Annotated in this window: 22 protein-coding genes; all 22 read right to left on the bottom strand. The window is 62.0% G+C overall.

Features of this window, described 5'->3' with window-relative positions; translation table 11 throughout:
* Positions 1-342: 342 nt before the first annotated feature.
* Positions 343-2,103 (bottom strand): AMP-binding protein, encoded by a 1,761-nt coding sequence (locus EPN59_RS15780; RefSeq protein WP_293034329.1) that lies wholly within the window; start codon positions 2,101-2,103, stop codon positions 343-345.
* Between the two features lie 276 nt (positions 2,104-2,379).
* A complete protein-coding gene (locus EPN59_RS15775; RefSeq protein WP_293034330.1) occupies positions 2,380-2,805 on the bottom strand; it encodes a F0F1 ATP synthase subunit epsilon in 426 nt (141 codons plus the stop codon).
* A 79-nt stretch (positions 2,806-2,884) separates the two neighbouring features.
* Positions 2,885-4,279, bottom strand: coding sequence for a F0F1 ATP synthase subunit beta (gene atpD, locus EPN59_RS15770; protein WP_293034331.1), 1,395 nt, complete (start codon positions 4,277-4,279; stop codon positions 2,885-2,887).
* A gap of 89 nt (positions 4,280-4,368) precedes the next feature.
* The gene (gene atpG, locus EPN59_RS15765) at positions 4,369-5,250 is read right to left on the bottom strand and encodes a F0F1 ATP synthase subunit gamma (RefSeq protein ID WP_293034332.1); all 882 of its coding nucleotides are present in this window, start codon (positions 5,248-5,250) and stop codon (positions 4,369-4,371) included.
* Between the two features lie 97 nt (positions 5,251-5,347).
* Positions 5,348-6,889 (bottom strand): F0F1 ATP synthase subunit alpha, encoded by a 1,542-nt coding sequence (atpA, locus tag EPN59_RS15760; protein WP_293046356.1) that lies wholly within the window; start codon positions 6,887-6,889, stop codon positions 5,348-5,350.
* A 54-nt stretch (positions 6,890-6,943) separates the two neighbouring features.
* Entirely contained in the window at positions 6,944-7,483 is a 540-nt protein-coding gene (locus EPN59_RS15755; RefSeq protein ID WP_293046353.1) for a F0F1 ATP synthase subunit delta, read from the bottom strand.
* A gap of 2 nt (positions 7,484-7,485) precedes the next feature.
* Positions 7,486-7,956 (bottom strand): F0F1 ATP synthase subunit B, encoded by a 471-nt coding sequence (locus EPN59_RS15750; protein ID WP_293046351.1) that lies wholly within the window; start codon positions 7,954-7,956, stop codon positions 7,486-7,488.
* A gap of 141 nt (positions 7,957-8,097) precedes the next feature.
* Complete coding sequence (gene atpE / locus EPN59_RS15745; protein ID WP_028203308.1) at positions 8,098-8,367, bottom strand: F0F1 ATP synthase subunit C; 270 nt, start codon at positions 8,365-8,367, stop codon at positions 8,098-8,100.
* Positions 8,368-8,436: 69 nt separating this feature from the next.
* On the bottom strand, positions 8,437-9,288 hold the full coding sequence (gene atpB / locus EPN59_RS15740; RefSeq protein WP_293033588.1) for a F0F1 ATP synthase subunit A: 852 nt from the start codon (positions 9,286-9,288) through the stop codon (positions 8,437-8,439).
* 203 nt (positions 9,289-9,491) lie between these two features.
* Positions 9,492-10,067 (bottom strand): ATP synthase subunit I, encoded by a 576-nt coding sequence (locus EPN59_RS15735; protein WP_293033590.1) that lies wholly within the window; start codon positions 10,065-10,067, stop codon positions 9,492-9,494.
* 296 nt (positions 10,068-10,363) lie between these two features.
* Complete coding sequence (locus tag EPN59_RS15730) at positions 10,364-11,503, bottom strand: SLC13 family permease (RefSeq protein ID WP_293033592.1); 1,140 nt, start codon at positions 11,501-11,503, stop codon at positions 10,364-10,366.
* Positions 11,504-11,537: 34 nt separating this feature from the next.
* Positions 11,538-12,425 carry a ParB/RepB/Spo0J family partition protein gene (locus EPN59_RS15725; protein WP_293033594.1) on the bottom strand — a complete coding sequence of 296 codons (888 nt, stop codon included), beginning with the start codon at positions 12,423-12,425 and terminating at the stop codon, positions 11,538-11,540.
* A 35-nt stretch (positions 12,426-12,460) separates the two neighbouring features.
* Complete coding sequence (locus EPN59_RS15720; protein ID WP_293033596.1) at positions 12,461-13,231, bottom strand: ParA family protein; 771 nt, start codon at positions 13,229-13,231, stop codon at positions 12,461-12,463.
* 108 nt (positions 13,232-13,339) lie between these two features.
* Positions 13,340-14,035, bottom strand: a complete 696-nt coding sequence (gene rsmG / locus EPN59_RS15715; RefSeq protein ID WP_293033598.1) for a 16S rRNA (guanine(527)-N(7))-methyltransferase RsmG — start codon at positions 14,033-14,035, stop codon at positions 13,340-13,342.
* On the bottom strand, positions 14,032-15,990 hold the full coding sequence (gene mnmG / locus EPN59_RS15710; protein ID WP_293033600.1) for a tRNA uridine-5-carboxymethylaminomethyl(34) synthesis enzyme MnmG: 1,959 nt from the start codon (positions 15,988-15,990) through the stop codon (positions 14,032-14,034). The genes rsmG and mnmG overlap by 4 nt, the downstream gene beginning before the upstream one ends.
* A gap of 708 nt (positions 15,991-16,698) precedes the next feature.
* Positions 16,699-17,052: a hypothetical protein gene (locus EPN59_RS15705; RefSeq protein WP_293033602.1), complete on the bottom strand. Its 354-nt coding sequence runs from the start codon at positions 17,050-17,052 to the stop codon at positions 16,699-16,701.
* A 1,194-nt stretch (positions 17,053-18,246) separates the two neighbouring features.
* Entirely contained in the window at positions 18,247-19,218 is a 972-nt protein-coding gene (locus tag EPN59_RS15700; RefSeq protein ID WP_293033604.1) for a branched-chain amino acid ABC transporter permease, read from the bottom strand.
* The gene (locus EPN59_RS15695; RefSeq protein ID WP_293033606.1) at positions 19,218-20,102 is read right to left on the bottom strand and encodes a branched-chain amino acid ABC transporter permease; all 885 of its coding nucleotides are present in this window, start codon (positions 20,100-20,102) and stop codon (positions 19,218-19,220) included. The genes EPN59_RS15700 and EPN59_RS15695 overlap by 1 nt, the downstream gene beginning before the upstream one ends.
* 89 nt (positions 20,103-20,191) lie before the next feature.
* On the bottom strand, positions 20,192-21,412 hold the full coding sequence (locus EPN59_RS15690) for an ABC transporter substrate-binding protein (RefSeq protein WP_293033608.1): 1,221 nt from the start codon (positions 21,410-21,412) through the stop codon (positions 20,192-20,194).
* A gap of 168 nt (positions 21,413-21,580) precedes the next feature.
* Positions 21,581-22,336 (bottom strand): ABC transporter ATP-binding protein, encoded by a 756-nt coding sequence (locus tag EPN59_RS15685; RefSeq protein WP_293033610.1) that lies wholly within the window; start codon positions 22,334-22,336, stop codon positions 21,581-21,583.
* Positions 22,333-23,112: an ABC transporter ATP-binding protein gene (locus EPN59_RS15680; RefSeq protein WP_293033612.1), complete on the bottom strand. Its 780-nt coding sequence runs from the start codon at positions 23,110-23,112 to the stop codon at positions 22,333-22,335. The genes EPN59_RS15685 and EPN59_RS15680 overlap by 4 nt, the downstream gene beginning before the upstream one ends.
* A gap of 192 nt (positions 23,113-23,304) precedes the next feature.
* Positions 23,305-25,026: a GMC family oxidoreductase N-terminal domain-containing protein gene (locus tag EPN59_RS15675; protein ID WP_293033614.1), complete on the bottom strand. Its 1,722-nt coding sequence runs from the start codon at positions 25,024-25,026 to the stop codon at positions 23,305-23,307.
* Between the last annotated feature and the right edge of the window lie 55 nt (positions 25,027-25,081).

Genomic DNA, 25,081 nt, shown 5'->3' with positions numbered 1-25,081 from the left:
TCGGTATGAGCGGACATGAACCACCAGCCGGTCGGCATCATGCCGAAGCCCTTTGAAAGGGGGCATCCTTGTTGGAGCCGTGACCGGCGTGTTCGGCACGATCTACCGTCGGCTCCTCGTTTGGTCTCCTCGCGCTAACCCCGTAGCGTGTGGTTTTTAGCGGGCTCCAGGCCCGCTTTTTTTTCGCCTGTACGTTTCGGGTTTGGCGATATTCCGGAATGTTTCAGGATTTCCGGTCCCATTCAGTCCCATCTGCTTTGCAATTTCGCAATCCTGCTTTTTCCAGAACAGACTTTCAAACAGCCCGCGAAGCGTTCGCGCGTCGCACGCGGGCTGCCGTAATCATGCTGTCTTTTGCGCTTCGATCTTCAGTTCGTCGATCATGCGCGCGCGCATCACGAATTTTTGCACCTTGCCCGTGACGGTCATCGGCAGTTCGTCGACAAAGCGGATGTATTTCGGGATCTTGTAGTGCGCAATCTGCCCCTGGCAGAACGCCTGAATCTCTTCCGCGCTCGACTGCTCGCCCGGGCGCAGCACGATCCACGCGCACACCTCTTCGCCGTATTTCGGATCGGGTACGCCGAACACCTGCACGCTCTGCACCTTCGGATGCCGGAACAGGAATTCCTCGATCTCGCGCGGGTAGATGTTTTCGCCGCCGCGAATCAGCATGTCCTTGAGGCGGCCGACGATATTGCAGTAGCCATCGGCGTCGATCGTCGCGAGATCGCCGGTGTGCATCCAGCCGTCCACGACCGTTTCCGCCGTTTTTGCCTCGTCGTCCCAGTAGCCGAGCATCACCGAGTAGCCCTTCGTGCACAATTCGCCGGTTGCGCCGACCGGCACGACGTTGCCGCGTTCATCGACGATCTTCACCTCCAGATGCGGCTGAATTCGCCCGACCGTGGTCGTGCGCTTGTCGAGCGGATCGGTGGTCGAACTCTGGAACGATACGGGGCTCGTTTCCGTCATGCCGTAAGCGATGGTGATTTCCGCGAGATGCATCGTCGAGACCACGCGCTTCATCGTCTCGATCGGACACGGCGAGCCCGCCATGATGCCGGTGCGCAGGCGCGAGAGATCGAAGCGCGCGAAGTCGGGATGATCGAGTTCGGCGATGAACATCGTCGGCACGCCGTGCAGCGCGGTGCAACCCTCCTCCGCGACCGCTTCGAGCGTTGCGCGCGGGTCGAACGCCTCGCCCGGAAACACCATGGCCGCGCCCACTGACACGCATGCGAGCACCGCGAGCACCATGCCGAAACAGTGATACAGCGGCACAGGGATGCAAAGCGAATCCGCTTCGGTCAACCGCATCGCCATCGCGATGAAGCGCCCGTTATTGACGACGTTGCGGTGCGTGAGCGTCGCGCCCTTCGGATTGCCGGTCGTGCCGCTCGTGAACTGGATGTTGATCGGGTCGCCTGCCTGAAGCGTCGCGTCGATCGCATCCAGTTCCGCCTTGCCCGTCTTGCCCGTATTGTCGCTACGCGCGAGCCGCGCGCGGCCCGACTCGACCAGTTCGCTGAAATTCAGCATTCCGGGCGTTTCCGTGTCGCCCATGCGGATCACGGCGCGCAGATCCGGCAGGCGCGCGGCATGCAGATCGCCTGGCGTGGCGCTCGCCAGCTCGGGCGCGAGCGTCTGCAGCATGTCGAGGTATTGCGAGGTCTTGAAGCGCTCGGCAGCGACAATCGCCTTGCAGCCGACCTTGTTCAGCGCGTATTCGAGTTCGGCGAGACGGTAGGCAGGATTGATGTTGACCAGCACGGCGCCGATGCGCGCCGTCGCGAACTGCGTGAGCAGCCACTCCACGCGGTTCGGCGACCAGATGCCGACACGGTCGCCCTTGCCAATCCCGAGCGCGAGAAAACCAGCGGCAACCACGTCGACTTCTTCGGCAAACTCGCGCCAGTTCCACTCGATCCCCTGTTCGCGGAACGCCACCGCCGCGCGCTCCGGAAACCGTTGCGCGGTTTCCCGCAGGAATGCGCCGATGGTCGCTTCGCTCAGTGGTGCGTCGGCCGCGCCGCGCACGTAAGAAAGCCCGTCCTTCGGCACGATGAGCGCTTCGCGCGCGCCTGCTGCGTCGACTGCCATGGTGACTGCCTCCCTCGGGCGTCTGTCACCCGATTGAACAGAGTTGGAAATCATTCTGCCACCGTCGAAAAGCGCGGCAGCATCAAGTTTTACCCGCGGTGCATGGGCTGCGGTTGCGCGCTGCATCCGCGCCCGCTCAAGACACAAAGTTCTGATTTCGCATCACCCTTCCGTTAACGTCAAGTGTTTCCTGCGATGAACCAAAAAAAATGGGCTCCCTGAGGAGCCCATTTCCCTTCGCGTACCGCGGCGCGCGAGCGCCGCCTACGCGCCAGATCAATGCTGGTTCATCTTGCGCAGGCGCTGGATCGCCGCGAGTTGCGCGACCGCGTAGGCAAGTTCCGCCTGCGCCGTTGCGTACTCGATGTTCGAACCAGCGTTCTGCAGCGCCTCTTCGGCGCGCTTGCGCGCTTCGGCGGCCTTCGCTTCGTCGAGGTCCTTGCCGCGAATCGCGGTGTCGGCGAGCACCGTCACGGCGCCCGGCTGTACTTCGAGAATACCGCCAGCCACGAACACGAACTCTTCGTCGCCGTCTTCGCCGACGATGCGCACGGCACCCGGACGAATCCGCGTGATGAGCGGCGTGTGACCCGGCAGGATGCCCAGCTCGCCCGCCTCGCCCGGAAGCGCGACGAACTTCGCCTGGCCCGCGAAGATGCTCTCTTCGGCGCTGACGACGTCTACCTTGATGGTTGCTGCCATATTGTCGACTCCTGTGTCGTTGCGGCGGCACGGCGCTTCTGGAACGAAGCGCCGTGCCTCTTTGCCGGCAACTCAACCTTTACTGGATCTTCTTGGCCTTTTCGAAGGCTTCGTCGATCGTGCCGACCATGTAGAACGCCTGCTCCGGCAGGTGATCGCACTCGCCTTCGACGATCATCTTGAAGCCACGGATCGTTTCCTTCAGCGGCACGTACTTGCCCGGCGAGCCCGTGAAGACTTCCGCGACGTGGAACGGCTGCGACAGGAAACGCTGGATCTTACGCGCACGAGCCACGCTCAGCTTGTCTTCCGGCGACAGTTCGTCCATGCCCAGAATCGCGATAATGTCGCGCAGTTCCTTGTAGCGCTGCAGCGTTTGCTGAACGTTACGCGTGATCGTGTAGTGCTCTTCGCCGATCACGTTCGGGTCGATCTGGCGCGAGGTCGAGTCGAGCGGGTCGACTGCGGGGTAGATACCCAGCGAGGCGATGTCACGCGACAGCACGACGGTTGCGTCAAGGTGGCCGAAGGTCGTAGCCGGCGACGGGTCGGTCAAGTCGTCCGCAGGAACGTACACGGCCTGAACCGACGTGATCGAGCCGGTCTTGGTCGACGTGATGCGCTCTTGCAGCTTGCCCATTTCTTCAGCCAGCGTCGGCTGATAGCCCACGGCCGACGGCATACGGCCGAGCAGTGCGGACACTTCGGTACCGGCCAGCGTGAAACGGTAGATGTTGTCGACGAAGAACAGCACGTCGAGGCCTTCGTCACGGAAGTGCTCGGCCATCGTCAGGCCGGTCAGCGCGACGCGCAGACGGTTGCCCGGCGGCTCGTTCATCTGGCCGTACACCAGCGCGACCTTGTCGAGAACGTTCGAGTCCTTCATTTCGTGGTAGAAGTCGTTGCCCTCACGGGTACGCTCGCCCACGCCCGCGAACACGGAGAAACCGCCGTGCTCCTTCGCGATGTTGTTGATCAGCTCCATCATGTTGACGGTCTTGCCGACGCCGGCGCCACCGAACAGACCCACCTTGCCGCCCTTGGCGAACGGGCAGATCAGGTCGATAACCTTGATGCCGGTTTCGAGCAGTTCCGTCGACGGCGACAGTTCGTCGAACGCCGGAGCCTTCTGGTGGATCGAGCGCTTCGTTTCGCTCACGATCGGACCGGCTTCGTCGATCGGACGGCCGAGCACGTCCATGATGCGGCCGAGGGTCGGCTTGCCGACCGGCACGCTGATCGGGATGCCCGTGTTCTTGACCATCAGGCCGCGACGCAGACCGTCCGACGCGCCCAGACAGATGGTGCGCACGACGCCGTCGCCCAGCTGCTGCTGCACTTCGAGCGTCAGCTCCGACCCTTCGAGGATCAGCGCGTCGTAGATCTTCGGCATGTGCTCACGCGGGAATTCCACGTCGATCACCGCGCCGATGCACTGTACGATCTTGCCTTCTACCAAAGCAGTTGTACTCATCGATTTTCCTTTAGATACCTGAATTCTTCACTCGCCCACCGATGCACGGCGGCGCGGTTTCGCGTTCGGCGCTTGCACCCTGCGCCCGGTCAGACCGCTGCTGCACCGCCGACGATTTCCGAGAGTTCCTTCGTAATCGCGGCCTGGCGGCTCTTGTTGTACGAGAGCTGCAGTTCGTTGATGACCGTCTTCGCGTTGTCCGACGCCGCCTTCATCGCGACCATCCGTGCCGACTGCTCCGAAGCCATGTTCTCGGCGACGGCCTGATAGACCAGCGCTTCGACATAGCGGACCAGCAGTTCGTCCACGACGGTCTGCGCATCCGGCTCGTAGATGTAATCCCACGCGGACTTCGGCGTCGTGCCGTCGTCATTGCCCTCGAGGCGCTCGTTCGACAGCGGCAGCAGCTGCTCGATCACCGGCTCCTGCTTCATCGTATTGATGAAGCGCGTGTACGCGAGGTACACGGCGGAGATTTTGCCTTCCGCGTACTGGTCGAGCTGCACCTTCACCGCGCCGATCAGCTTTTCGAGATGCGGCGTGTCGCCGAGTTGCGCGACGTTCGAGACAACCTTCGCACGCAGACGGTTCAGGAAGCCGAGACCCTTGCTGCCGATTGCGGTCGCTTCGACCGACTTGCCGGCGGCTTCGAGATCCTTGAACTTCTGCAGCGTCGCGCGCAGCACGTTGGTGTTCATGCCGCCGCACAGACCCTTGTCGGTCGTGACGAGAATCAGGCCGGCCACCTTCGCATCGGCGTTTTCCGTCATGAACGGATGACGATACTCGGGGTTCGCACGGCTCATGTGCGCAGCGATGTCGCGGACCTTGTCGGCATACGGGCGGGCCGAGCGCATGCGCTCTTGGGCGCGGCGCATCTTCGATGCCGCGACCATTTCCATCGCCTTGGTGATCTTGCGCGTGTTTTGCACGCTCTTGATCTTGCCGCGAATTTCCTTCATTCCAGCCATTGCTTGCTCCTGAATCGAAGCGACGCGGATGTCACGACAACCCGTGCAACCCGCTTCGCTTCAATGTCCGTTTATCGTTGGATGATTCCCGGACGGATCAATATGCGCCGGACTTCTTGAAGTCCTTCAGAGCCGCGTGAAGCGCGTTCTCATCGTCCTTCGACAGGTCCTTGCTGTCCTCGATACGCTTCACGAGGTCCGCATGGCTCGTCTTCAGGTATTCGCGCAGACCCTTCTCGAACGACAGGACGTCCTTCACGTCGAGGTCGTCGAGGTAACCGTTGTTCGCTGCGAACAGCGAAACAGCCAGTTCCCACACCTGCAGCGGCTGATATTGCGGCTGCTTGAGCAGTTCGGTCACGCGGCGGCCGCGCTCGAGCTGCTTGCGGGTCGCTTCGTCGAGGTCCGATGCGAACTGTGCGAACGCTGCCAGTTCACGGTACTGTGCGAGGTCGGTACGGATACCGCCCGACAGCTTCTTCACGACCTTGGTCTGTGCCGCGCCACCCACACGCGACACCGACACGCCGGCGTTAATAGCCGGGCGGATACCTGCGTTGAAGAGGTCGGTTTCCAGGAAGATCTGGCCGTCGGTAATCGAGATCACGTTCGTCGGCACGAATGCCGTCACGTCGCCCGCTTGCGTTTCGATGACCGGCAGTGCCGTCAGCGAGCCGCTCTTGCCCTTCACTTCGCCGTTCGTGAACTTCTCGACGTACTCTTCCGAGACGCGAGCAGCACGCTCGAGCAGACGCGAGTGCAGATAGAACACGTCGCCCGGATACGCTTCGCGGCCCGGCGGACGGCGCAGCAGCAGCGAGATCTGACGATAGGCCCAGGCTTGCTTGGTCAAGTCGTCATAAATGATCAGCGCGTCCTGGCCGCGATCGCGGAAGTATTCGCCCATCGTGCAGCCGGCGTACGGCGCCAGGTACTGCATGGCGGCCGATTCCGAAGCCGAGGCGGCGACGACGATGGTGTACTCCATCGCGCCCGTTTCTTCGAGCTTGCGCACCACGTTCTGGATCGACGAAGCCTTCTGGCCGATCGCGACGTAGATACAGATGAGGTCCTTGCCCTTCTGGTTGATGATCGCGTCGACGGCCACGGCGGTCTTGCCGCACTGACGGTCGCCGATGATCAGCTCGCGCTGGCCGCGGCCGATCGGCACCATCGAGTCGATCGACTTCAGACCGGTCTGCACCGGCTGCGACACCGACTTACGCCAGATCACGCCCGGGGCGATCTTTTCGATTGCGTCCGTCAGCTTGGCGTTGATCGGGCCCTTGCCGTCGATCGGGTTGCCGAGCGCGTCGACCACGCGGCCGACCAGTTCCGGGCCGACCGGAACTTCGAGAATGCGGCCCGTCGTCTTGACGATGTCGCCTTCCGAGATGTGCTCGTATTCACCCAGAATCACCGCACCGACCGAGTCACGCTCGAGGTTCAGCGCGAGGCCGAAGGTGTTGCCCGGGAATTCGAGCATTTCGCCCTGCATCACGTCCGACAGGCCGTGGATACGCACGATACCGTCGGTCACGGAGATCACGGTGCCCTGGTTGCGAACGTCTGCGCTCGCTTCAAGGCCCTGGATCCGGCTCTTGATCAGCTCGCTGATCTCAGAGGGATTGAGTTGCATTATTCGCTCCTGATGTTCAATTCTGTTGCGTGCCAGCCGCAGCGCCCAAGGCGCTCAAGCGGTCAAAGCCACCTGCATGCTGGCGAGCCGCGCGCGGACCGAGGTATCGAGCACTTCGTCGCCGACCGTGACGCGCACGCCGCCGATCAACGAATTGTCGATTTCGACAGTGGGCTTCAGCTTGCGTTTGAACTTGTGTTCGAGGCTGGCGACGAGGTCGTTCAACTGGGCGCCTTCGAGCGGGAACGCGCTGACGATCAGCGCATCGGCTGCGCCTTCTTTTGCGTTCTTGAGCGCTTCGAATTGCTCGGCGACTTCCGGCAGCAGTTCGAGGCGACGGTTCGCGACCAGCATCTGCACGAGGTTTTTGGCCTCGGCGCTGCTCTTCAGCGGCGACTGCACCGCCGACAGCAGCAGGTCGACGACCTGTGCGTGGCTCACTTTCGGGCTGGAGGCGACCGATAGCACGTCGGGCAAGGCCGCAACCTGCGCCAGCTCCGCGACGAGCGTGGACCAGGCGGCGACGTCACCAGCTTCGGCCACGCCAAACAGCGCTTCTGCGTACGGGCGGGCGATGGTTGCAAGTTCGGCCATGATCAGAGCTCGGCTTTCAGTTGATTCAGCAGTTCGGCGTGGGCCGACTGGTCGACTTCGCGCTTCAGGATCTGCTCGGCGCCCTGGACAGCAAGTGCGGCGACTTGTGCGCGCAGTGCTTCACGCGCCTTGACGACCTGCTGGTCAGCGTCGGCTTTCGCCTGGGCGACGATGCGCGCCGCTTCCGCGTGGGCCTGAGCCTTGATTTCTTCGGCGACGGTCTGCGCGCGCTTTTCAGCGTCGGCGATGCGGTGCTGACCCTCATTGCGGGCCTGCGCCAGTTCTTCACCGACGCGCTTGTGCGCAGCTTCGAGTTCCGTCTTGCCCTTTTCGGCGGCTGCGAGGCCGTCGGCGATCTTCTTCGAGCGCTCGTCGAGGGCGTTGATCAACGGCGGCCACACGAACTTCATCGTGAACCACGCGAGGATCAGGAACACGACCATTTGCGCAAACAGGGTTGCGTTGAGATTCACGGTGTTTCCTTAATCGTTGCTATTCCGGGGAATTGAAACGGCAAGGCGCTCATCGGTTGTGAAACTCGATCAGCGCCTCGTCACCCGTTCCGCTATGCGCCCGCTCTATGGTTATAGGTCAGGCGCAACCTTCCAGGGAACTTAGCCCGCGAGCTTCGAGAGCAGCGGGTTAGCGAACGCGAACAGCATTGCAACACCCACGCCAATCAGGAACGCCGCGTCGATCAGACCGGCCAGCAGGAACATCTTCGTTTGCAGCGGGTTCATCAGCTCAGGCTGACGCGCGCAGGCTTCGATGTACTTGCCACCCATCAGGCCGATACCGATACAGGCGCCAATAGCACCCAGGCCAATGATGATGCCGATACCGATGGCCGTGAAACCCTGGATGTTGGCGATGAAAGCTTGCATGATCACTCCTTTATGAGATTTTCTGGAACTGGGATTTAAAACTGCAATTCTTGAGTCCGACAACCCGCCTTAGTGGGTGTCGTGTGCCTGGCCGATGTACACCAGCGTCAGCATCATGAAAATGAACGCCTGCAGCAGAACGATCAGGATGTGGAAGACCGCCCACACGCTGCCGGCAATCACATGGCCGATGAAGCCAAGCACCGTCGTGTCCGCGCCGAAGCTCCACAGACTGCCCAGCAGGGCGATCAGCAGGAACAGCAGTTCGCCTGCATACATGTTGCCGAACAACCGCAGGGCGAGCGAAACCGTCTTTGCGACGAACTCGATGATGTTGAGTGCAAGGTTCGGGATCCACAGCAGCGGATGCGCGCCGAACGGAGCGGAGAGCAGCTCGTGCACGAAGCCGCCTGCGCCCTTGATCTTGAAGTTGTAATAGATCATCAGTGCGAACACGCCGAGCGAGATGCCGAACGTGCCGTTAAGATCGGCGGTCGGGACGATGCGCTGGTGCGGGAGCACTTCCGAGAGGCCGAGCCAGCCGATCACGCGGGTCGGGAGGTCGACGGGGATGAAGTCGAGCGAGTTCATCAGCGCGACCCAGATGAACACGGTCAGCGCGAGCGGTGCAATGAAGGTACGGTTGCCGTGGACGATGGCCTTCGACTGGTCTTCGACCATTTCGACCAGCATCTCGATGGCGCACTGGAAGCGGCCCGGAACGCCCGACGTTGCCTTGCGTGCGGCGAGGCGCAGCAGGAAGATGGTGGCGAGACCGCAGAGAATCGACCAAAACAGCGTGTCGATATTCAGGATGTGAAAATCGACGATCGACGTCTGATGCGAGGTGGAAAAGTTCTGCAAGTGGTGCGCAATGTACTCGGACGGATCCAGAGCGCGCGTTCCTTCGCTAGCTGCCATATCGTTAAAGACACCCAAATTGTCGAAAATCGTTTCCGGCCATTCCCGCCGCCGTGCCTCTTCGCGGGAATGCGCCGCCGCGGATCACATCCAGCCCGCACGTCAGCCGTTCACTTGCCGCTTCGTTCAACCGGCGCCTCCAAAGAAGCGCCGCAGTTGTAACCGCCGTTGGAACCGCAGTTGCAACGACAGTCAGCGACAGGTCAGCGCCATGCAAGCGCGATCCAGTAAGTCTTGAGTGCGATCAGGTAAGTCACGAGCAACGGAATCCACCGCACTTCGTGATACCAGGCCGCGATAGCAACGAACATCGCAATCGTCGCCCCCATCTTGAATGCTTCACCGAGCATCCAGTTCATCACGGTGCCGACGCCGCCGAGATGCTTCAGGCGCGCAGCGAACAGCGCGCCCGGCAACCAGCAGATCGCCCCTCCCAGGAACGATGACAACGCAGCTGCGCCCGGCGGCTTGTAGAACAGCCACCACGCCAGCGTTGCGACCAGGGACAAAACCATTTGCGCTGCCACGACACGAAACGGCGTGACGCGCGATGGCCGGCTAACCTGCGGGCCAAAGAGCTTCTCGGCTTCGACCCGGGTAAGCGGAACGATGTCGTTGTTATCTTGCTGCTGATCGGCGTCCCACAACGCGTTGTGATCTTCGTGCATGGCGGTGAGCCGGGACGTATCCTGTTCGCTGCCGGAAGGTCCGACCCCGCGTTGCGGTTCATCGGACCCTTCATGCGCCTTGGGCGCTTTGTCTGGTCTCTGATCCACCATCGCAGTTATTCCGCGCAGTTATCCTGGATATTCGCGACATTCACCCCTATGCACGCGCTGATACAACGCACTTACAGGTCGCCAACCAAATAAATCCGGGCGATTGTAAGCGATAGTTGCAGGCAATTCAAGACTTTACGATGTTCGGAAACGCCCGTGAAATGGGGCTTCACGATACGAAAAACAGGCTCTCGAACAAGGCTGCGGGCGCATCTGTAAGGAGTGGAAAGTACCCTTGTGCGGACATAAAAATGGAATGGATATTTTGCCTGTCAGGCCGATTCTGGCGGGCGATATCAGAGAAAATGCAAAGGCAGCGCGCCGAGGAGAATGGCTATTAGCCAGAACGGCAACGATATGATATGGAACGGCAGCCATAAACCCCGCTCATTAGAAAGACGCACGGCAATCAGATTTGCGAGCGAGCCGATCGCCACGCCAAAGCCGCCTACGCTCACGCCAAACGCAACCGCACGCCAGTCATGGCTGAAGCCCGCAAGCACGATCGCTGCCGGGACGTTGCTGATGACCTGTGAAAGCACCGCCCCTGCGACATAGGACCGCAAGGGCGTCTGTAGCGACAATCCGCCCATCAGGCCGTGAATCCAGGGTAATGCGGCCGCGCTGCGCAAGACGATAAACATCAGCACGAAAATCAGCAGCAGCAGCCAGTCGATCTTCAGTACGATGCGCGTGCGCCAGATCAAGAAACCAGCGGCCACGCCCGCGAGCGCGATTCCGGCACGATGCGCGTCCGCAAGCAATACGAACGCCACGAAGAGCAGCGCGGCAACCAGCGCGAGCGCGCGGTCGACCGGATGGGGATCCGTATCGGTCGAGAGATCGAGCGGGCGCGGCTTGAAAAGGCATATGGCCAGCACGATCAGCATCGTCATCAACAGTGCGCAAAGCGGCGCAAGCTCCGCGACGAAGCGGCCAAACGCAACGCCGCTTAGTTGCCACAGAAACAGGTTCTGCGGATTGCCGAGCGGCGTCAGCACCGATCCTGCGTTTACGGCCAGCGCAACCACAATCACGAGCCGCTTGAGCGGCAGCGCTGTAAGCCTGTGCAGCGACAGCAGCAGCGGTACGACGACGAAGAGTGCCACATCGTTCGTCACGAACATCGAGAGCGCCGCGGCCAGCGCAATCAGCAACAGCGCGAGCGAGCGCTCCGAATGAATGTGACGCACGAGGCGATGCGCGAGCCACGTCAGCAGTCCTGAGTATTCGATCGCTTTCGTCAGAATCAGCAGGCCCGCGAGCGTCATTACGGTCTGCCAGTCGACGAGCGCGGGCAGCGAAGCCCATGCGTGCGGCGCGAATATCTGAAGCAATACGAGTGCTGCGACGAGGATGGCCAGCACCGGCTCGCCAGCCACGAATCCGAGGAACGTGCGCAGGCGAGCCTGCGTGGCTGCTTGAATCTGCTGCATGGAGAAGTTGGGCTGCGCGTGCGGCACTGCCGCGTCAGGCAGCCGTTTCGCCGCGCAGGCGCAGAAGAATGCCGTCGAGTGCGTCGAGGTCGCCGAAATCGACGCTCAACTGCCCCCGCCCGCGACGACCCAACTTGATCTTGACCGTCGCGGCCAGCAGATCAGAAAGTTCTTCTTCGAGACGCCGCGTGTCGCGGCCGCCATCGTGCACTACCTTCGCCTTTACCGTCGGCGCGGCCTTCGTCGTGGCCGACACCAGCCGCTCGGTCTCGCGCACCGACATGCCCTTGTTGACCACCTGATTGGCCAGCTGGATCTGCGTGGCGGAATCGACAGCCAGCAGCGCGCGCGCATGGCCCATATCGAGGTCGCCGGCGAGCAACATGGTTTGCACCGGAGCGGCGAGATTCAGAAGACGCAGCAGATTCGACACCGCACTGCGCGAGCGGCCCACCGATTCCGCAGCCTGCTCGTGCGTGAAATGGAATTCGTCGAGCAAGCGCTGAATGCCCTGCGCCTCTTCGAGCGGATTGAGATCCTCGCGCTGGATGTTCTCGATCAGCGCCATGGCGGCGGCGGCCTGGTCGGGCACGTCCTTCACCAGAACCGGCACCTCGATCAGTCCTGCGAGGTGCGCCGCGCGGAAACGCCGCTCGCCCGCGATGATCTCGTAGCGATCCGTGTCGATCGGCCGAACGAGGATCGGCTGCATGAGCCCCTGTGCGCGGATGCTCGCGGCCAGTTCCTGCAGCGCGCCCTCGTCCATGCGCGTACGCGGCTGGTACTTGCCCGCCTGCATCTTCGTGAGCGGCAGCGTATTCGGCGCGCTGTCGATCTTCACCGCTTCGGTAATGTCGGCACTGCCGCCAAGCAGTGCTTCCAGCCCGCGGCCCAGCCCTTTTTTCCGTGCTACTGCGTTCATCGTGATTCCTTAGTCTCCAGTGGACGCGGCGAGCATCAGAGTGCACGCACCCGTTCGATCATTTCGGCGCCAAACTGCACGTACGCCTGCGCGCCGCGTGATGCGCGATCGAACACCACGCCCGGTAGTCCGTAGCTGGGCGCCTCTGCGAGGCGCACGTTACGCGGAATCACCGCGTCGAAAACCTTGTCGCCGAAATGCTCTTTCAGCTGATCCGATACCTGCTGCTGAAGCGTAATACGCGGGTCGAACATCACGCGCAGCAAGCCGAGCACCTTCAGGTCGCGATTCATGTTCGCGTGAACCTGCTTGATCGTGTTGACCAGATCGGAGAGCCCTTCGAGGGCGAAGTACTCGCACTGCATCGGAATCACGACGCCGTGCGCGGCGCACAGGCCGTTGAGCGTCAGCAGCGACAGCGCGGGCGGGCAATCGATCAGCACGAAGTCGTAGTCGGCGTCGACTTCGGCGAGTGCGTTTTTTAAGCGACGCTCGCGCTGCGCCACCGAAACCAGTTCCACTTCCGCACCGGCCAGTTCCCGATTCGCGGGAAGCACGTCGTAGCCCACCGCCTCGGGACGCGTGCGCGCGTCCGGCACGGTCACGCCGTCCACCAGCACTTCGTATACGGTGTTCTCGCATGCGGCCTTGTCGATGCCGCTGCCCATCGTGGCGTTGCCTTGCGGGTCGAGATCGATGAGAAGGACACGCTGTCCCTGCGATGCGAGGCTCGCGGCGAGATTGACCGTTGTCGTCGTCTTGCCGACGCCGCCCTTCTGGTTCGCAACGCAGAAGATTTTTGCCATCTTTGGGGTGTCCCTTTTGCTGCCGTAAAGAGTTTGCTTACGTTATCACGCGTATACCGCGCGTCGACCTGGCCGTTGGTTCGATTGACGCCCGGCGCAGGCAGAGAATCATGCTGCTGCCGGCTCGACCGACACTTCGATCAGGTGCCGCTCGGCATCGAGCATCGGCACCGTGAGCCGGATGGTCTGAAGCACCTGTGCGCCATCCGGCAATCGCTCGATCTCGCCTTCCGGGCGCACACCCTTCATCGCCCAGATTGCGCCGCCGTCAGCGACCAGATGCCGGGCCAGTGTAACGAAATCGACCAGTTCCGCGAATGCCCGCGAGACGATCAAATCGAATTTTTTCGGGATTTCGCCCCCTGGACGCAACGACTCGACGCGTCCCGTCACCACCGCAAGGTTTGCGAGACCCAGTTCGGCCTTCGCCTGAGACTGGAACGCGCTCTTCTTGTGCACGATGTCGTTGAGCGTCACTTGCCAGTTGGGCCGGGCAATGGCGAGCACGATGCCCGGCAGCCCGCCACCGGAGCCGACGTCCAGCACCGCCAAGTCGTCACGCGCCGGAAGATGCGGCAGGATCGAGAGCGAATCGAGGATGTGCTGGATCATCATCTGGCGCGGATCGCGGATCGCGGTCAGGTTATAGACCGCGTTCCACTTCGCGAGCAGCGCGACGTAATCGAGCAGCTGCGCGCGCTGCCGATCGCTGAGTTCGACGCCGAGCGCCTGCGCGCCCTCCTCCAGCATTTGCGCCAGGGCCGCGCGATCCGCGATGCCGGGTTGCCGTGCGCGCCCCGTCATTGGGCCACCGGCGTGTTGTCGGTGCCGGAATCGGCTGGGTCCTGGCGCCGACGGCCGAGGCCGCGCTTCAGGTGAACCATCAGCAGCGAGATCGCGGCGGGCGTGATACCCGAGATACGCGACGCTTGGCCGATGGTTTCCGGGCGATGCTGATTGAGCTTCTGGCGAGCCTCGAACGACAGACCACGCACCTCGGCGTAATCGATGCCTTCCGGCAGCCGTGTATTCTCATGGGCGCCGTTACGCTCGATCTCGTCGGCCTGACGGTCGATGTAGCCCTGATATTTGATGCCGATCTCGATCTGCTCCTTGATCTGCGCAAGCAGGATTTCGTCGTCGGCCAGCGGAGTATCGGGACCGCACGTCCCCTCGCGTAAGCCACACACGCCGTCGTAGCTGACGCCCGGGCGGCGCAGCAGATCCGCAAGGTTGTATTCGCGGTCGATCGGCTTGCCGAGCAGCGCCGTTGCTTCATCGGCAGACAGCGTTTTTGGATTCACCCATGTCGACTTCAGGCGCTCTGTTTCACGTGAAACAGCGTCGCGCTTGCGGCAGAACGCATCCCAGCGGGCATCGTCCACCACGCCCAGTTCGCGGCCGATCTCGGTCAAGCGCATGTCCGCGTTGTCTTCGCGCAGGCTCAGGCGGTACTCGGCACGGCTCGTGAACATACGATACGGCTCAGACACACCGCGCGTCACCAGATCGTCGACCAGCACACCCAGATAGGCTTCGTCGCGGCGCGGGCACCATGCGTCCCTGCCCTGTACTTGCAGGCCAGCGTTAATCCCGGCCAGCAGACCCTGTGCGGCGGCTTCTTCGTAACCGGTCGTTCCATTGATCTGGCCTGCAAAGAACAGGCCGCTCATCGACTTCGTCTCCAGCGACGACTTCAAGCCGCGCGGGTCGAAATAGTCGTACTCGATCGCGTAACCCGGACGCAGGATATGTGCGTGCTCCAGGCCGCGCATCGAGTGAACAAGCTCGAGCTGGACGTCGAACGGCAAGCTCGTCGAGATCCCGTTCGGGTAGAACTCATTGGTCGTCAGCCCTTCCGGCTCGAGGAAGATCTGGTGCGATTCCTTCGATGCAAAGCGGTGAATCTTGTCCTCGATCGACGGGCAGTAGCGCGGGCCCACGCCTTCGATCACGCCCGTGTACATCGGCGAGCGGTCGAGGCCGCCGCGGATGATGTCGTGCGTGCGTGCATTCGTATGCGTGACCCAGCACGGAATCTGGCGCGGATGCTGCTCGGCGCGGCCAAGGAACGAGAACACCGGCACCGGATCCAGATCGCCCGGCTGCTCTTCGAGTACCGAAAAATCGATGGTGCGGCCATCGATACGCGGCGGCGTCCCGGTCTTCAGGCGCCCTTGGGGAAGCTTCAGTTCCTTCAGGCGCGCAGAGAGCGTCACCGCAGCCGGGTCACCGGCCCGCCCGCCCGTGTAGTTGTTCAGGCCAACGTGGATCTTGCCGTCGAGGAATGTTCCCGCCGTCAGCACGACTGCACGACTGCGGAAACGAATGCCGACTTGCGTCACCGCACCCACCACGCGGTCGCCTTCGACCATCAGATCCTCGACAGCTTGCTGGAACAACCAGAGATTCGGCTGATTTTCCAGGCGGCGGCGGATCGCGGCTTTGTACAGGATACGGTCGGCCTGGGCGCGGGTTGCCCGCACTGCGGGACCCTTTGAGGAATTGAGGATGCTGAACTGGATGCCGCCCTCGTCCGTGGCAGCCGCCATGGCGCCACCGAGGGCATCGACTTCCTTGACCAGATGACCTTTGCCAATACCGCCGATAGACGGATTGCAGCTCATCTGACCGAGCGTTTCGATGTTGTGCGTGAGCAGAAGCGTCTTGACGCCCATACGGGCGGCAGCAAGCGCGGCCTCGGTACCGGCGTGACCGCCACCGACAACGATTACGTCAAACTCTGTGGGATAAAGCATGGCCGGAACTCACGCACGGCGAACCGCGTGAGCCTTCTCAGAAAAGTGTGGGATGCGCGAATTATAACGGTTTCGAGATTTGGGCCGTTCACGCCCGAATTTCGTTCCATGTGTGAGCGAAAAAATCTGGCTGTTTCACGTGAAACACGCGGCTTCGTGAACAACATACAGAGCATGCAGATGGGTTTCTTCGTCCGGGTTTATTCATCCGGGTTTATTCATCCGGGTTTATTCGTCCGATTGAGACAGGTTTCGGTCGTTCGTGGATTCTGCACCAATTCGCCGGTGTGGTTATCTGGCGTCGGGTCGCCAGTTTCCCGCACGCAGTCATGGCCTGGAATCTGCCGCACGGTGCACTTGTTCTGCTCGATGAGCAGCCGTCCCCCGCCTCTGACGCATCGCACCGACGACGTGTGAAATCCTTTTCACGATGAGCATTTGTCACTCGCCTCTGGAAATCTTGTCTGCCGCTTGTAATCGCACCGATAAAGAAAGCGGCACTTCCCCGCCCGCTAGCGCCGATACGCGACCGATGTCCTCTTGCTCGACAGGTAGCGCACCGCCCATCGCCAGCTTGCGCGCTGCGCCCGCATGATTGCGTTGAAAACCGCCGACTGGCTGGCACCGCTCGATCTATCACCAACACAATCTGCTCCGCCGCTACCTTCCTCACCACGCGGTCAAGCGCCTCGAACCCGCTGCTGCGAATCACGACGCTCGAAACGTCCGGGGCACCGTAAGTCGATCCCCATCATTTCCCTCCACCCAGAAACGTATCTCGCACGACAGGGTTCGTTTGCATATCCTCTGCAAGTCGCCGCCGACCCGTACACCGAACTCCATCGAAACCAGCCACTCTGCCCAATTCTTCACAAAGCCCATACGATATTCGGCTACACGCGTGCACAGCGACGTGGCCAGCTGCTCGTTTCCGCTACCGCAGCCGAATTCCGTTTTGTTGAGCCCTGCGCCCGACACGTGCGCGATACCACTCACCACTGCGATGAGCAGATATCCGAAGCCGCGATTCCAGCCGAACGGCTTTGCCGTCTCGGCACGCAAGTCGCACACACTGCGCCCTTATTAAGCGAGCCAAAAATAAAGACACCGTAAGCAGCACACCGATCCAGTTTAGGTAGATCTGCAACGGCAACGCAGCGCGCACTTTACGAAACAAACGCGCCTTTTAAAATGAAGATCGCCCGTAGGACGAAAAACGCCAGCGACCGCAACACGAAGATCGTATCTCTACAGTGACGCCGTCCTGCGCGAGAATCGCGGCGATTGACCCTTCCATGCACGCCGCTTCCAGGAACCAGACGACGACGAAAAAGTGGAAGCACTCAGATGTCAAAAAAACAGAGCCACAGGATCGGCGGCGACGTGCTGCGTACCGGAAGACTGCAGGTGGCAAGAACGGCGTAAGTACACGCCTTTCGCGTGACGCTAAACCGTCCGTACGGACGGTCGTCAATATCGTTGCAATTGGTGGCCGCCAGTTCATGATGCCCGCGTGATGCCCGTGCAAGGCGCGCAGATCATTCACGCTCACAAGTGCAACGCCTCTCTCTGCACCCCACCGCCCTGTTTTCAGCACCACAAGAATCGCGTGCTACAACAACAAAGCCGTAGCGCACATACAACCCGGGCCGATTACACGAAGTGGTTCCAGTCAGCGACCGCATCGCCCCTCGCAAGCGAATTCAGCACGCCGAATTCGGTCACCACATTAACCAGGCATTTTGATCGGCGAAGAAAGATGAATCGAGCGAAACGGCTGTTGCGCCTGCAAGCGCATCCCGCCGGATAACAGCCGTGCAGACAGCGGGCTTCAACTGCGCCACACGCTGACTTTCACGCCAAAGAGAGGAACGTATTTGCGCGCACGAGAAACGCGACGCGCTACAAGGAAAAACAGGGGAATAAAGCAGAGGAAAGCCGCACGGCAGAAAAACCGTCGGCTAAAATGAAAAGCGCTGTTGGACTCTCGTCCAACAGCGCTTCCTTTTCCGGGCACTTTGTGCCTCAGTTGTCTCCTCGTCCTCCACCTGCAAATTCGGTGCATCAGAACTAGCACAGACTTTAATCGTCAGCCCCTTGCGCGACAACTAGCATTTACCCTAGTGATGCAGCGCGGCACCGAATTGGCGCGCCCCGATCTCGATCACGCACGCGACGAAAACACCGGCATATCACAACGCAAACGCAGCGCAAACACAGCGTAAGCCGCACGCACAACAAAGCAAACGCGCTAACTCACGCTCGCAAGATCCTTGCACGCGCAACAATCTCGCCGACAATGCCGCGCCGGAATGCCAGCACGCACGCGATGAAAATAAGGCCCATAACGATCGTCGCCGACTCGCCAAGCGAGTTGAACCAGCCAACGCCCGTGACGGACGCCAGCGCCGTGCCGATATCGCCCAGCCGGTCCTCGAGCGAAACGATCAGCGCCGCCCCGACGATGGGTCCGAAAACCGTCCCCATGCCGCCGACGAGCGTCATCAGGATCACGAGCCCGGACAGCGTCCAGTACGCGTCGCCAAGCGTCTCGAAGCCGAGCACGAGCACCTTGAGCGAACCGGCGAGTCCCGCAAGCCCCGCCGACAGCACGAAGGCGAGCAGCTTGAAGCGGTCGGTGTCGTAGCCGAGTGAAACCGCGCGCGGCTCGTTCTCCTTGATTGCGCCCAGCACCTGTCCGAACGGCGAATGTACGATGCGCGCGATCAGCAAGAACGCGAGCACCATCACGACGAGCACGACGTAATAGAGCACGAGATCCGACGCGAGCGGCAGCACCCCGAACAGATTGCCTCGCGGCACGCCCTGCAAGCCGTCCTCGCCGTGCGTAAACGGCGCCTGCAAGTAGAGGAAATAGACCATCTGCGCGAGCGCGAGCGTCACCATCGAGAAGTAGATGCCCCGTCGACGGATCGCGAACAAGCCGGTCACGACGCCGATCAGCGTTGCGGCCGCCGTGCCGGCCAGCACGCCAAGTTCGGGCGTGAAGTTCAGCGACTGCATCGTATAGCCGGTCAGATAGCCCGCGGTCGCGAGGAACATCGCGTGACCGAACGAGAGCAATCCCGTGTAGCCGATCAACAGATTGAATGCCGCGGCGAACAGCGCGAAACACAGCACCTTCATCACGAAGAGCGGATACACACCCGCAAACGGCGCAACGATCAGGCCGATCAGCAGCAGTCCATAAAGCGCTTTTCTTTGCATCACCGTTCCTTGCCGAAGAGGCCTGCCGGGCGAATCAGCAGGACGATCGCCATGATCACGAACACCACCGTTGCTGACGCTTCGGGCCAGAACACGCGCGTGAAGCCCTCGATCACGCCCAGCAGCAGGCCAGTGAGAATAGAACCCATGATCGATCCCATGCCGCCGATCACGACCACGGCGAACACGGTGATGATCATCGGCTGGCCCATGAGCGGCGACACCTGAATCACCGGCGCGGCCAGCACGCCTGCGAATGCCGCAAGCGCGACGCCAAAGCCGTAGGTGAGCGTGATCAAGAGCGGCACGTTGATGCCGAACGCCTCGACGAGCTTCGGGTTTTCCGTGCCTGCGCGCAAATAGGCGCCAAGCCGCGTCTTCTCGATGATGAACCAGGTCGCGAAGCACACGGCAAGCGAAGCGACGACCACCCACGCGCGATAGTTCGGCAAATACATGAAGCCGAGATTGGTTGCGCCGGAGAGCAACTCCGGCACGTCATAAGGTTGGCCGGAGGAGCCGTAGATCGCACGGAACACGCCTTCCACGACGAGCGTGATGCCGAAAGTCAGCAGGAGTCCGTACAGATGATCGAGCCGGTAAAGCCAGCGCAGCATCGTACGCTCGATCACGATGCCGAACGCGCCCACCACCAGCGGCGCGGCCACGAGCATCACCCAGTACGGCAGATCGAAATACGCAAGGCCCATCCACGTGAGCATCGCGCCCAGCATGAACAACGCGCCGTGGGCAAAGTTGATCACGTTGAGCATGCCGAAGATCACCGCGAGACCGAGACTCAGGATCGCGTAGAACGACCCGTTCACGAGCCCGAGCAACAACTGGCTCAGCATTGCCGGCAGCGGAATGCCAAAGATCGTCATGAAAGCCGCCATTAACGGTTGTGCGCACTCAGGACCCCACGCGGCGCCTTGCGTGCGCCGCATGGGGTCATGCCAGATCGCAAATACGCTTACTTCCAGAGCGCGCAGGTGCTGTCCTTCTTCAACGTATAGGCCTGATCGCCCGGGATCGTCGCGACGATCTTGTAGAGATCCCACGGGCTCTTCGACTCCGACGGCTTCTTGACCTGCGCGAGATACATGTCGTGAATCAGCACGCCGTCCTGGCGGATATAGCCGCCCTGCGTATAGAAGTCGTTGATCCTGGTGCTCTTCAGCTTCGCCATGACCTTGTCCGGGTCGGTCGTACCCGCCGCCTGCACCGCCTTCAGGTAATTCATGGTGAACGAATAGTCGGCGGCCTGAAGTTCAGACGGCATCTTCTTCGTCTGGTCGTAATAACGCTGCGCCCACTTGCGCGACGCATCGGTCTGGTCCCAATACCAGCCGGTCGTCAGCACGAGGCCCTGCGTCGTGTCGAGCCCGAGGCTCTTCACGTCGGGCAGGAACATCAGCAGCGCGGCGGTCTTCATCGTCTTGTCGATGCCGAATTCCTTCGCGGCCTTGATCGCGTTGACCGTGTCGCCGCCCGCGTTAGCGAGGCCGAGAATCTGTGCCTTCGACGACTGCGCCTGCAGCAGGAACGACGAGAAGTCCGACGCGGAAAGCGGATGGCGCACCTCGCCGACCACCTGGCCGCCGTTCTCCTTGACGACGTCGGCCGTATTCTTTTCCAGCGACTTGCCGAACGCGTAGTCGGCGGTCAGGAAGAACCAGGACTTGCCGCCCTGCTTGACCACCGCAAGGCCGGTGCCCTTTGCGAGCGCAACCGTGTCGTAACCGTAGTGAATCGTGTACGGCGTGCACTGCTTGTTCGTGAGATCGTCCGTGCCCGCGCCGGTGTTGACGTACACCACCTTCTTTTTCTCTTTCGCGACGTCGTTCATCGCGAGCGCCGCCGCCGAGTTCGTACCGCCGAACAGCAAGGTGATGCCGTCGCGGTCGATCCACTCGCGCGCCTTCGACGCTGCAATGTCCGCCTTGTTTTGGTGGTCCGCGTACACGAGGTCGATCGGTTTGCCGAGCACCTTGCCGCCGAAGTCGGCAATCGCCATCTTGATCGCCGTGAGCCCCCCCGGGCCGTCGTCGTCCGCATAGAGTCCCGACATGTCCGTGATGAAGCCGATCTTCACCGTGTCGCCAGCAGCCTGCGCGTTGCCTGCGCCAAGCGTCATCGATGCCGCTGCGGCGGTGATCAGGCCCGCGAGCCGCGCGAACGTCGTTTTCCTCATTGCAGTCTCCTTCTTTGGTTGCATGGTCATAGTTATCGAAGCGATAAGCCGGATCGAAACATCGAATCGATACATCAAAGCAGCAAATTGCGGCAAGACTTGTCGCGTGCGGCGCCTCGCGCCTCGCGCCGCGCGCCGCGCGCCGCGCGCAATCCGAAACCCGGAACGCTAGACGCCTAGCAGTTCGTGCAGCACGGGCATCTTGCCCTCGAGTTCGGCGACGCCGAAGTGCTCGACGATACGGCCGTGCTCCATCACGTAGAACCGGTCGGCCAGCGGCGCAGCGAAGCGAAAGTTCTGTTCGACCATGACGACCGTGTAGCCGCGCGCCTTGAGCGTGAGAATCATGCGCGCGAGCGTCTGCACGATCACGGGTGCAAGGCCTTCGGAGATCTCGTCGAGCAGCAGCAGATTCGCACCCGTGCGCAGGATGCGCGCGACGGCCAGCATCTGCTGCTCGCCGCCGGAAAGGCGCGTGCCCTGGCTGTGACGGCGCTCCGCGAGATTCGGAAACATCGAGTAGATCTCGTCGAGCGACATGCCGTTCGAGCCGGCGTTCACGAGCGGCGGCAGCAGCAGGTTCTCCTCGCACGAGAGGCTCGAAAAAATGCCGCGCTCCTCCGGGCAATAGCCGACGCCGCAATGCGCGATGCGATAGGTGGGCATATGGATCGTCTCGCGCCCGCCGATGTGGATCGACCCCGTGCGGCGTCCCGTGAGGCCCATGATCGCGCGCAGCGTGGTCGTGCGCCCGGCCCCGTTGCGCCCGAGCAGCGTGACGACTTCGCCGCGCGCCACGGAGAGATCCACGCCGTGCAGGATGTGCGATTCGCCGTACCAGGTTTGCAGCCCCGAGATCGCGAGCGCGGGCTCGCCCGCCACGGCGGCGGCGTCGACGTGTTCGTTTTCCGTCACGGTGCTCATGCGTGGGCTCCGACGAGGGTCGCGTCCGCGCTGCCCATATAGGCTTCGGCCACGAGCGGATTCTTCGACACTTCGGCGTAGCTGCCTTCCGCCAGCACTTCGCCGCGTTGCAGGACGGTGATCGTGTCGGAGATGCCCGCAATCACGTTCATGTTGTGCTCGACCATCAGGATCGTGCGCCCGCTCGCAACCTTCTTGATAAGCGCCGTCACGCGGTCCACGTCCTCGTGGCCCATGCCCTGCGTGGGCTCGTCGAGCAGCATCAGTTCGGGTTCCATCGCGAGCGTCGTGGCGATTTCGAGCGCGCGCTTGCGTCCGTAAGCGAGTTCGACGGTCGGCACAGCGGCGAAGTCGGTCAGGCCGACCTGCGTGAGCAGATCCATTGCGCGGTCATCGAGTTCGGCGAGCGTGCGCTCGCTTTTCCAGAAGTGATAAGCGGTGCCAAGCGAGCGCTGCAAGCCGATGCGCACGTTCTGCAGCGCCGTGAGGTGCGGAAACACCGCGGAAATCTGAAACGACCGGATGATGCCGCGCCGCGCGATCTGCGCGGGCCGCTCATGCGTGATGTCGACACCGTTGAATACGATGCGCCCCGCGCTCGGCTCAAGAAATTTGGTGAGCAGATTAAAGCAGGTGGTCTTGCCTGCGCCGTTGGGTCCGATCAGCGCGTGGATCGTGCCGCGGCACACGCGCAGATTCACGCCGTTCACGGCCGTAAAGCCCTTGAACTGCTTGGTCAGTCCGCGCGTCTCCAGAATCGTGTCGCTGAGAATCATGTCCCCTTCCACGCGTAGTAAAGGCGCGGCGCGCTGTCTGCGCTCTGCCCGCTCCCGCGCATTGTCGCGCCAATGATGCACCGCAATCATTGGGATTTGCACTTATGGGGCAAACACTTCATCCCGCGTCGCGCTCAATGCGCTTCGCGCCCTTCGCGTCCGCTTCAAACGTCCGTTTTTACACTACCGCGTTCACACTTCCGTCATATGCGCGGCGGAATCGACGCGTGCGTTCGCGCCCTCGTTGCGATCGGCGAGCAGCATCGCCGCCGCGCGCTCGGCAATCATTAGCGTCGGCGAATTCGTGTTGCCCGACGTGATGAACGGCATGATCGATGCATCGGCCACGCGCAAGCCCGTCACGCCGCGCACGCGCAGGCGCGAATCGACGACAGCGTCGGCGTCGTCGGCGCGGCCCATGCGGCAGGTGCCCACCGGATGAAAGATCGTCGTGCCGACCTTACCCGCCGCTTCGACCAGTTGTTCTTCGGTCTGGAACGCCACGCCGGGCAAAATTTCCCGCGGCTTGTAGCGCGCGAGCGCGGGCGACGCCGCAATGCGGCGCGTGAGACGCAACGCATTGGCGGCGACGTGCCGGTCGTAATCGGTAGAAAGGTAATTCGGCGCGATAGCGGGCGCTGTTGCCGGATCGGCAGAAACGATGTGGATGCTGCCGCGCGACGTGGGCCGCAAATTGCAGACCGATGCGGTGAATGCATTGAAGCGGTGCAGCGGCTCGCCGAAACGGTCGAGCGAAAGCGGCTGCACGTGATATTCGAGGTCGGGGCGCGTGAGCGCGGGCTCGCCTGGATCGGACCTGGCGAACGCACCGAGCTGCGACGGCGACATCGACATCGGCCCGCTTTGAAACAGCGCGTATTGAAGGCCGATTTTCAGCTTGCCCCACCAGTGCGCCGACGCCGTGTTGAGCGTGCGCACACCGTCTACGCGATACGCCATGCGCAGTTGCAAATGGTCCTGCAGGTTCTCGCCCACGCCGGGCAGATCCTGCACGACGCCGATGCCGAGCGACGCGAGCCGCCGCGCATCGCCGATGCCGGAGAGTTCGAGCAATTGCGGCGAATTCACCGCGCCCGCACTCAGGATCACTTCGCCGCGCACCCGAGCGACGTAAGCGACATCAGCGACCTCGCCGCCGCGATATTCGACGCCAACGCATCTGCGTCCTTCGAAGATCACGCGTTCGGTGAGCGCGCCCGTCACGACGGTCATGTTTGGCCGCTTCATCGCGGCGCGCAAAAACGCCTTCGACGCGTTCCAGCGCACGCCGCGTTTCTGGTTCACGTCGAAATAGCCGACGCCGCTGTTATCGCCGCGATTGAAATCGTCGGTGGCGGCAATGCCCTGCTCCTGCGCCGCCTGCGCGAACGATTCGAGAATCTTCCACTTGAGCCGCTGTTTCTCGACGCGCCATTCGCCGCCCGCGCCGTGAAATTCGCTCGCGCCGCCGTGATAGTCCTCGCTTTTGCGAAACACCGGCAGCACGGATTCCCACGACCACCCTGCATCGCCGGATGCGCGCGCCCACGCGTCGTAATCCTCACGCTGGCCGCGCATGTAGATCATGCCGTTGATCGACGACGATCCGCCCAGCACACGCCCGCGCGGATAGGAGAGCGTGCGTCCGTTCAGGCCTGCTTCGGCAACGGTTTTATAGAGCCAGTCGGTGCGCGGATTGCCGATGCAGTAGAGATAGCCGACCGGAATGTGAATCCAGCGATAGTCGTCCTTGCCGCCCGCTTCGAGCAGCAGCACGGAGATGTTGGGGTCGGCGCTCAGACGGTTGGCGAGCACGCAACCCGCGGTGCCAGCGCCGACGATCACATAATCGAATTCGCCTTCGAGGCGACGCGAGGACGACGATGCACGAGTTGCTTCGCTCGTTGCTGGCATTTTTGTCTCCCATCCGGTCCGGCGCAGGCGGGCCGCCGTGCGGACCCGCTGCGTT

This window comes from Paraburkholderia sp. (assembly GCF_004298475.1).
Lineage (GTDB): Bacteria > Pseudomonadota > Gammaproteobacteria > Burkholderiales > Burkholderiaceae > Paraburkholderia > Paraburkholderia denitrificans.
The sequence above is the reverse complement of the archived record's forward strand: the minus strand, read 5'-3'. Positions and strand labels throughout refer to the sequence as shown.

What these genes read in the sequence shown, in the direction of transcription:
- EPN59_RS15680 (WP_293033612.1), bottom strand. Translation starts at nt 23,112, where the DNA reads ATGATTCTCAGCGACACGATTCTGGAGACGCGCGGACTGACCAAGCAG.
- EPN59_RS15690 (WP_293033608.1), bottom strand. Translation starts at nt 21,412, where the DNA reads ATGAGGAAAACGACGTTCGCGCGGCTCGCGGGCCTGATCACCGCCGCA.
- EPN59_RS15725 (WP_293033594.1), bottom strand. Translation starts at nt 12,425, where the DNA reads ATGAACGCAGTAGCACGGAAAAAAGGGCTGGGCCGCGGGCTGGAAGCA.
- EPN59_RS15695 (WP_293033606.1), bottom strand. Translation starts at nt 20,102, where the DNA reads ATGACGATCTTTGGCATTCCGCTGCCGGCAATGCTGAGCCAGTTGTTG.
- atpE (WP_028203308.1), bottom strand. Translation starts at nt 8,367, where the DNA reads ATGCAAGCTTTCATCGCCAACATCCAGGGTTTCACGGCCATCGGTATC.
- EPN59_RS15775 (WP_293034330.1), bottom strand. Translation starts at nt 2,805, where the DNA reads ATGGCAGCAACCATCAAGGTAGACGTCGTCAGCGCCGAAGAGAGCATC.
- rsmG (WP_293033598.1), bottom strand. Translation starts at nt 14,035, where the DNA reads ATGACGGGGCGCGCACGGCAACCCGGCATCGCGGATCGCGCGGCCCTG.
- EPN59_RS15675 (WP_293033614.1), bottom strand. Translation starts at nt 25,026, where the DNA reads ATGCCAGCAACGAGCGAAGCAACTCGTGCATCGTCGTCCTCGCGTCGC.
- EPN59_RS15780 (WP_293034329.1), bottom strand. Translation starts at nt 2,103, where the DNA reads ATGGCAGTCGACGCAGCAGGCGCGCGCGAAGCGCTCATCGTGCCGAAG.
- EPN59_RS15685 (WP_293033610.1), bottom strand. Translation starts at nt 22,336, where the DNA reads ATGAGCACCGTGACGGAAAACGAACACGTCGACGCCGCCGCCGTGGCG.
- atpB (WP_293033588.1), bottom strand. Translation starts at nt 9,288, where the DNA reads ATGGCAGCTAGCGAAGGAACGCGCGCTCTGGATCCGTCCGAGTACATT.
- EPN59_RS15755 (WP_293046353.1), bottom strand. Translation starts at nt 7,483, where the DNA reads ATGGCCGAACTTGCAACCATCGCCCGCCCGTACGCAGAAGCGCTGTTT.
- atpD (WP_293034331.1), bottom strand. Translation starts at nt 4,279, where the DNA reads ATGAGTACAACTGCTTTGGTAGAAGGCAAGATCGTACAGTGCATCGGC.
- mnmG (WP_293033600.1), bottom strand. Translation starts at nt 15,990, where the DNA reads ATGCTTTATCCCACAGAGTTTGACGTAATCGTTGTCGGTGGCGGTCAC.
- EPN59_RS15700 (WP_293033604.1), bottom strand. Translation starts at nt 19,218, where the DNA reads ATGCAAAGAAAAGCGCTTTATGGACTGCTGCTGATCGGCCTGATCGTT.
- atpA (WP_293046356.1), bottom strand. Translation starts at nt 6,889, where the DNA reads ATGCAACTCAATCCCTCTGAGATCAGCGAGCTGATCAAGAGCCGGATC.
- atpG (WP_293034332.1), bottom strand. Translation starts at nt 5,250, where the DNA reads ATGGCTGGAATGAAGGAAATTCGCGGCAAGATCAAGAGCGTGCAAAAC.
- EPN59_RS15735 (WP_293033590.1), bottom strand. Translation starts at nt 10,067, where the DNA reads ATGGTGGATCAGAGACCAGACAAAGCGCCCAAGGCGCATGAAGGGTCC.
- EPN59_RS15730 (WP_293033592.1), bottom strand. Translation starts at nt 11,503, where the DNA reads ATGCAGCAGATTCAAGCAGCCACGCAGGCTCGCCTGCGCACGTTCCTC.
- EPN59_RS15720 (WP_293033596.1), bottom strand. Translation starts at nt 13,231, where the DNA reads ATGGCAAAAATCTTCTGCGTTGCGAACCAGAAGGGCGGCGTCGGCAAG.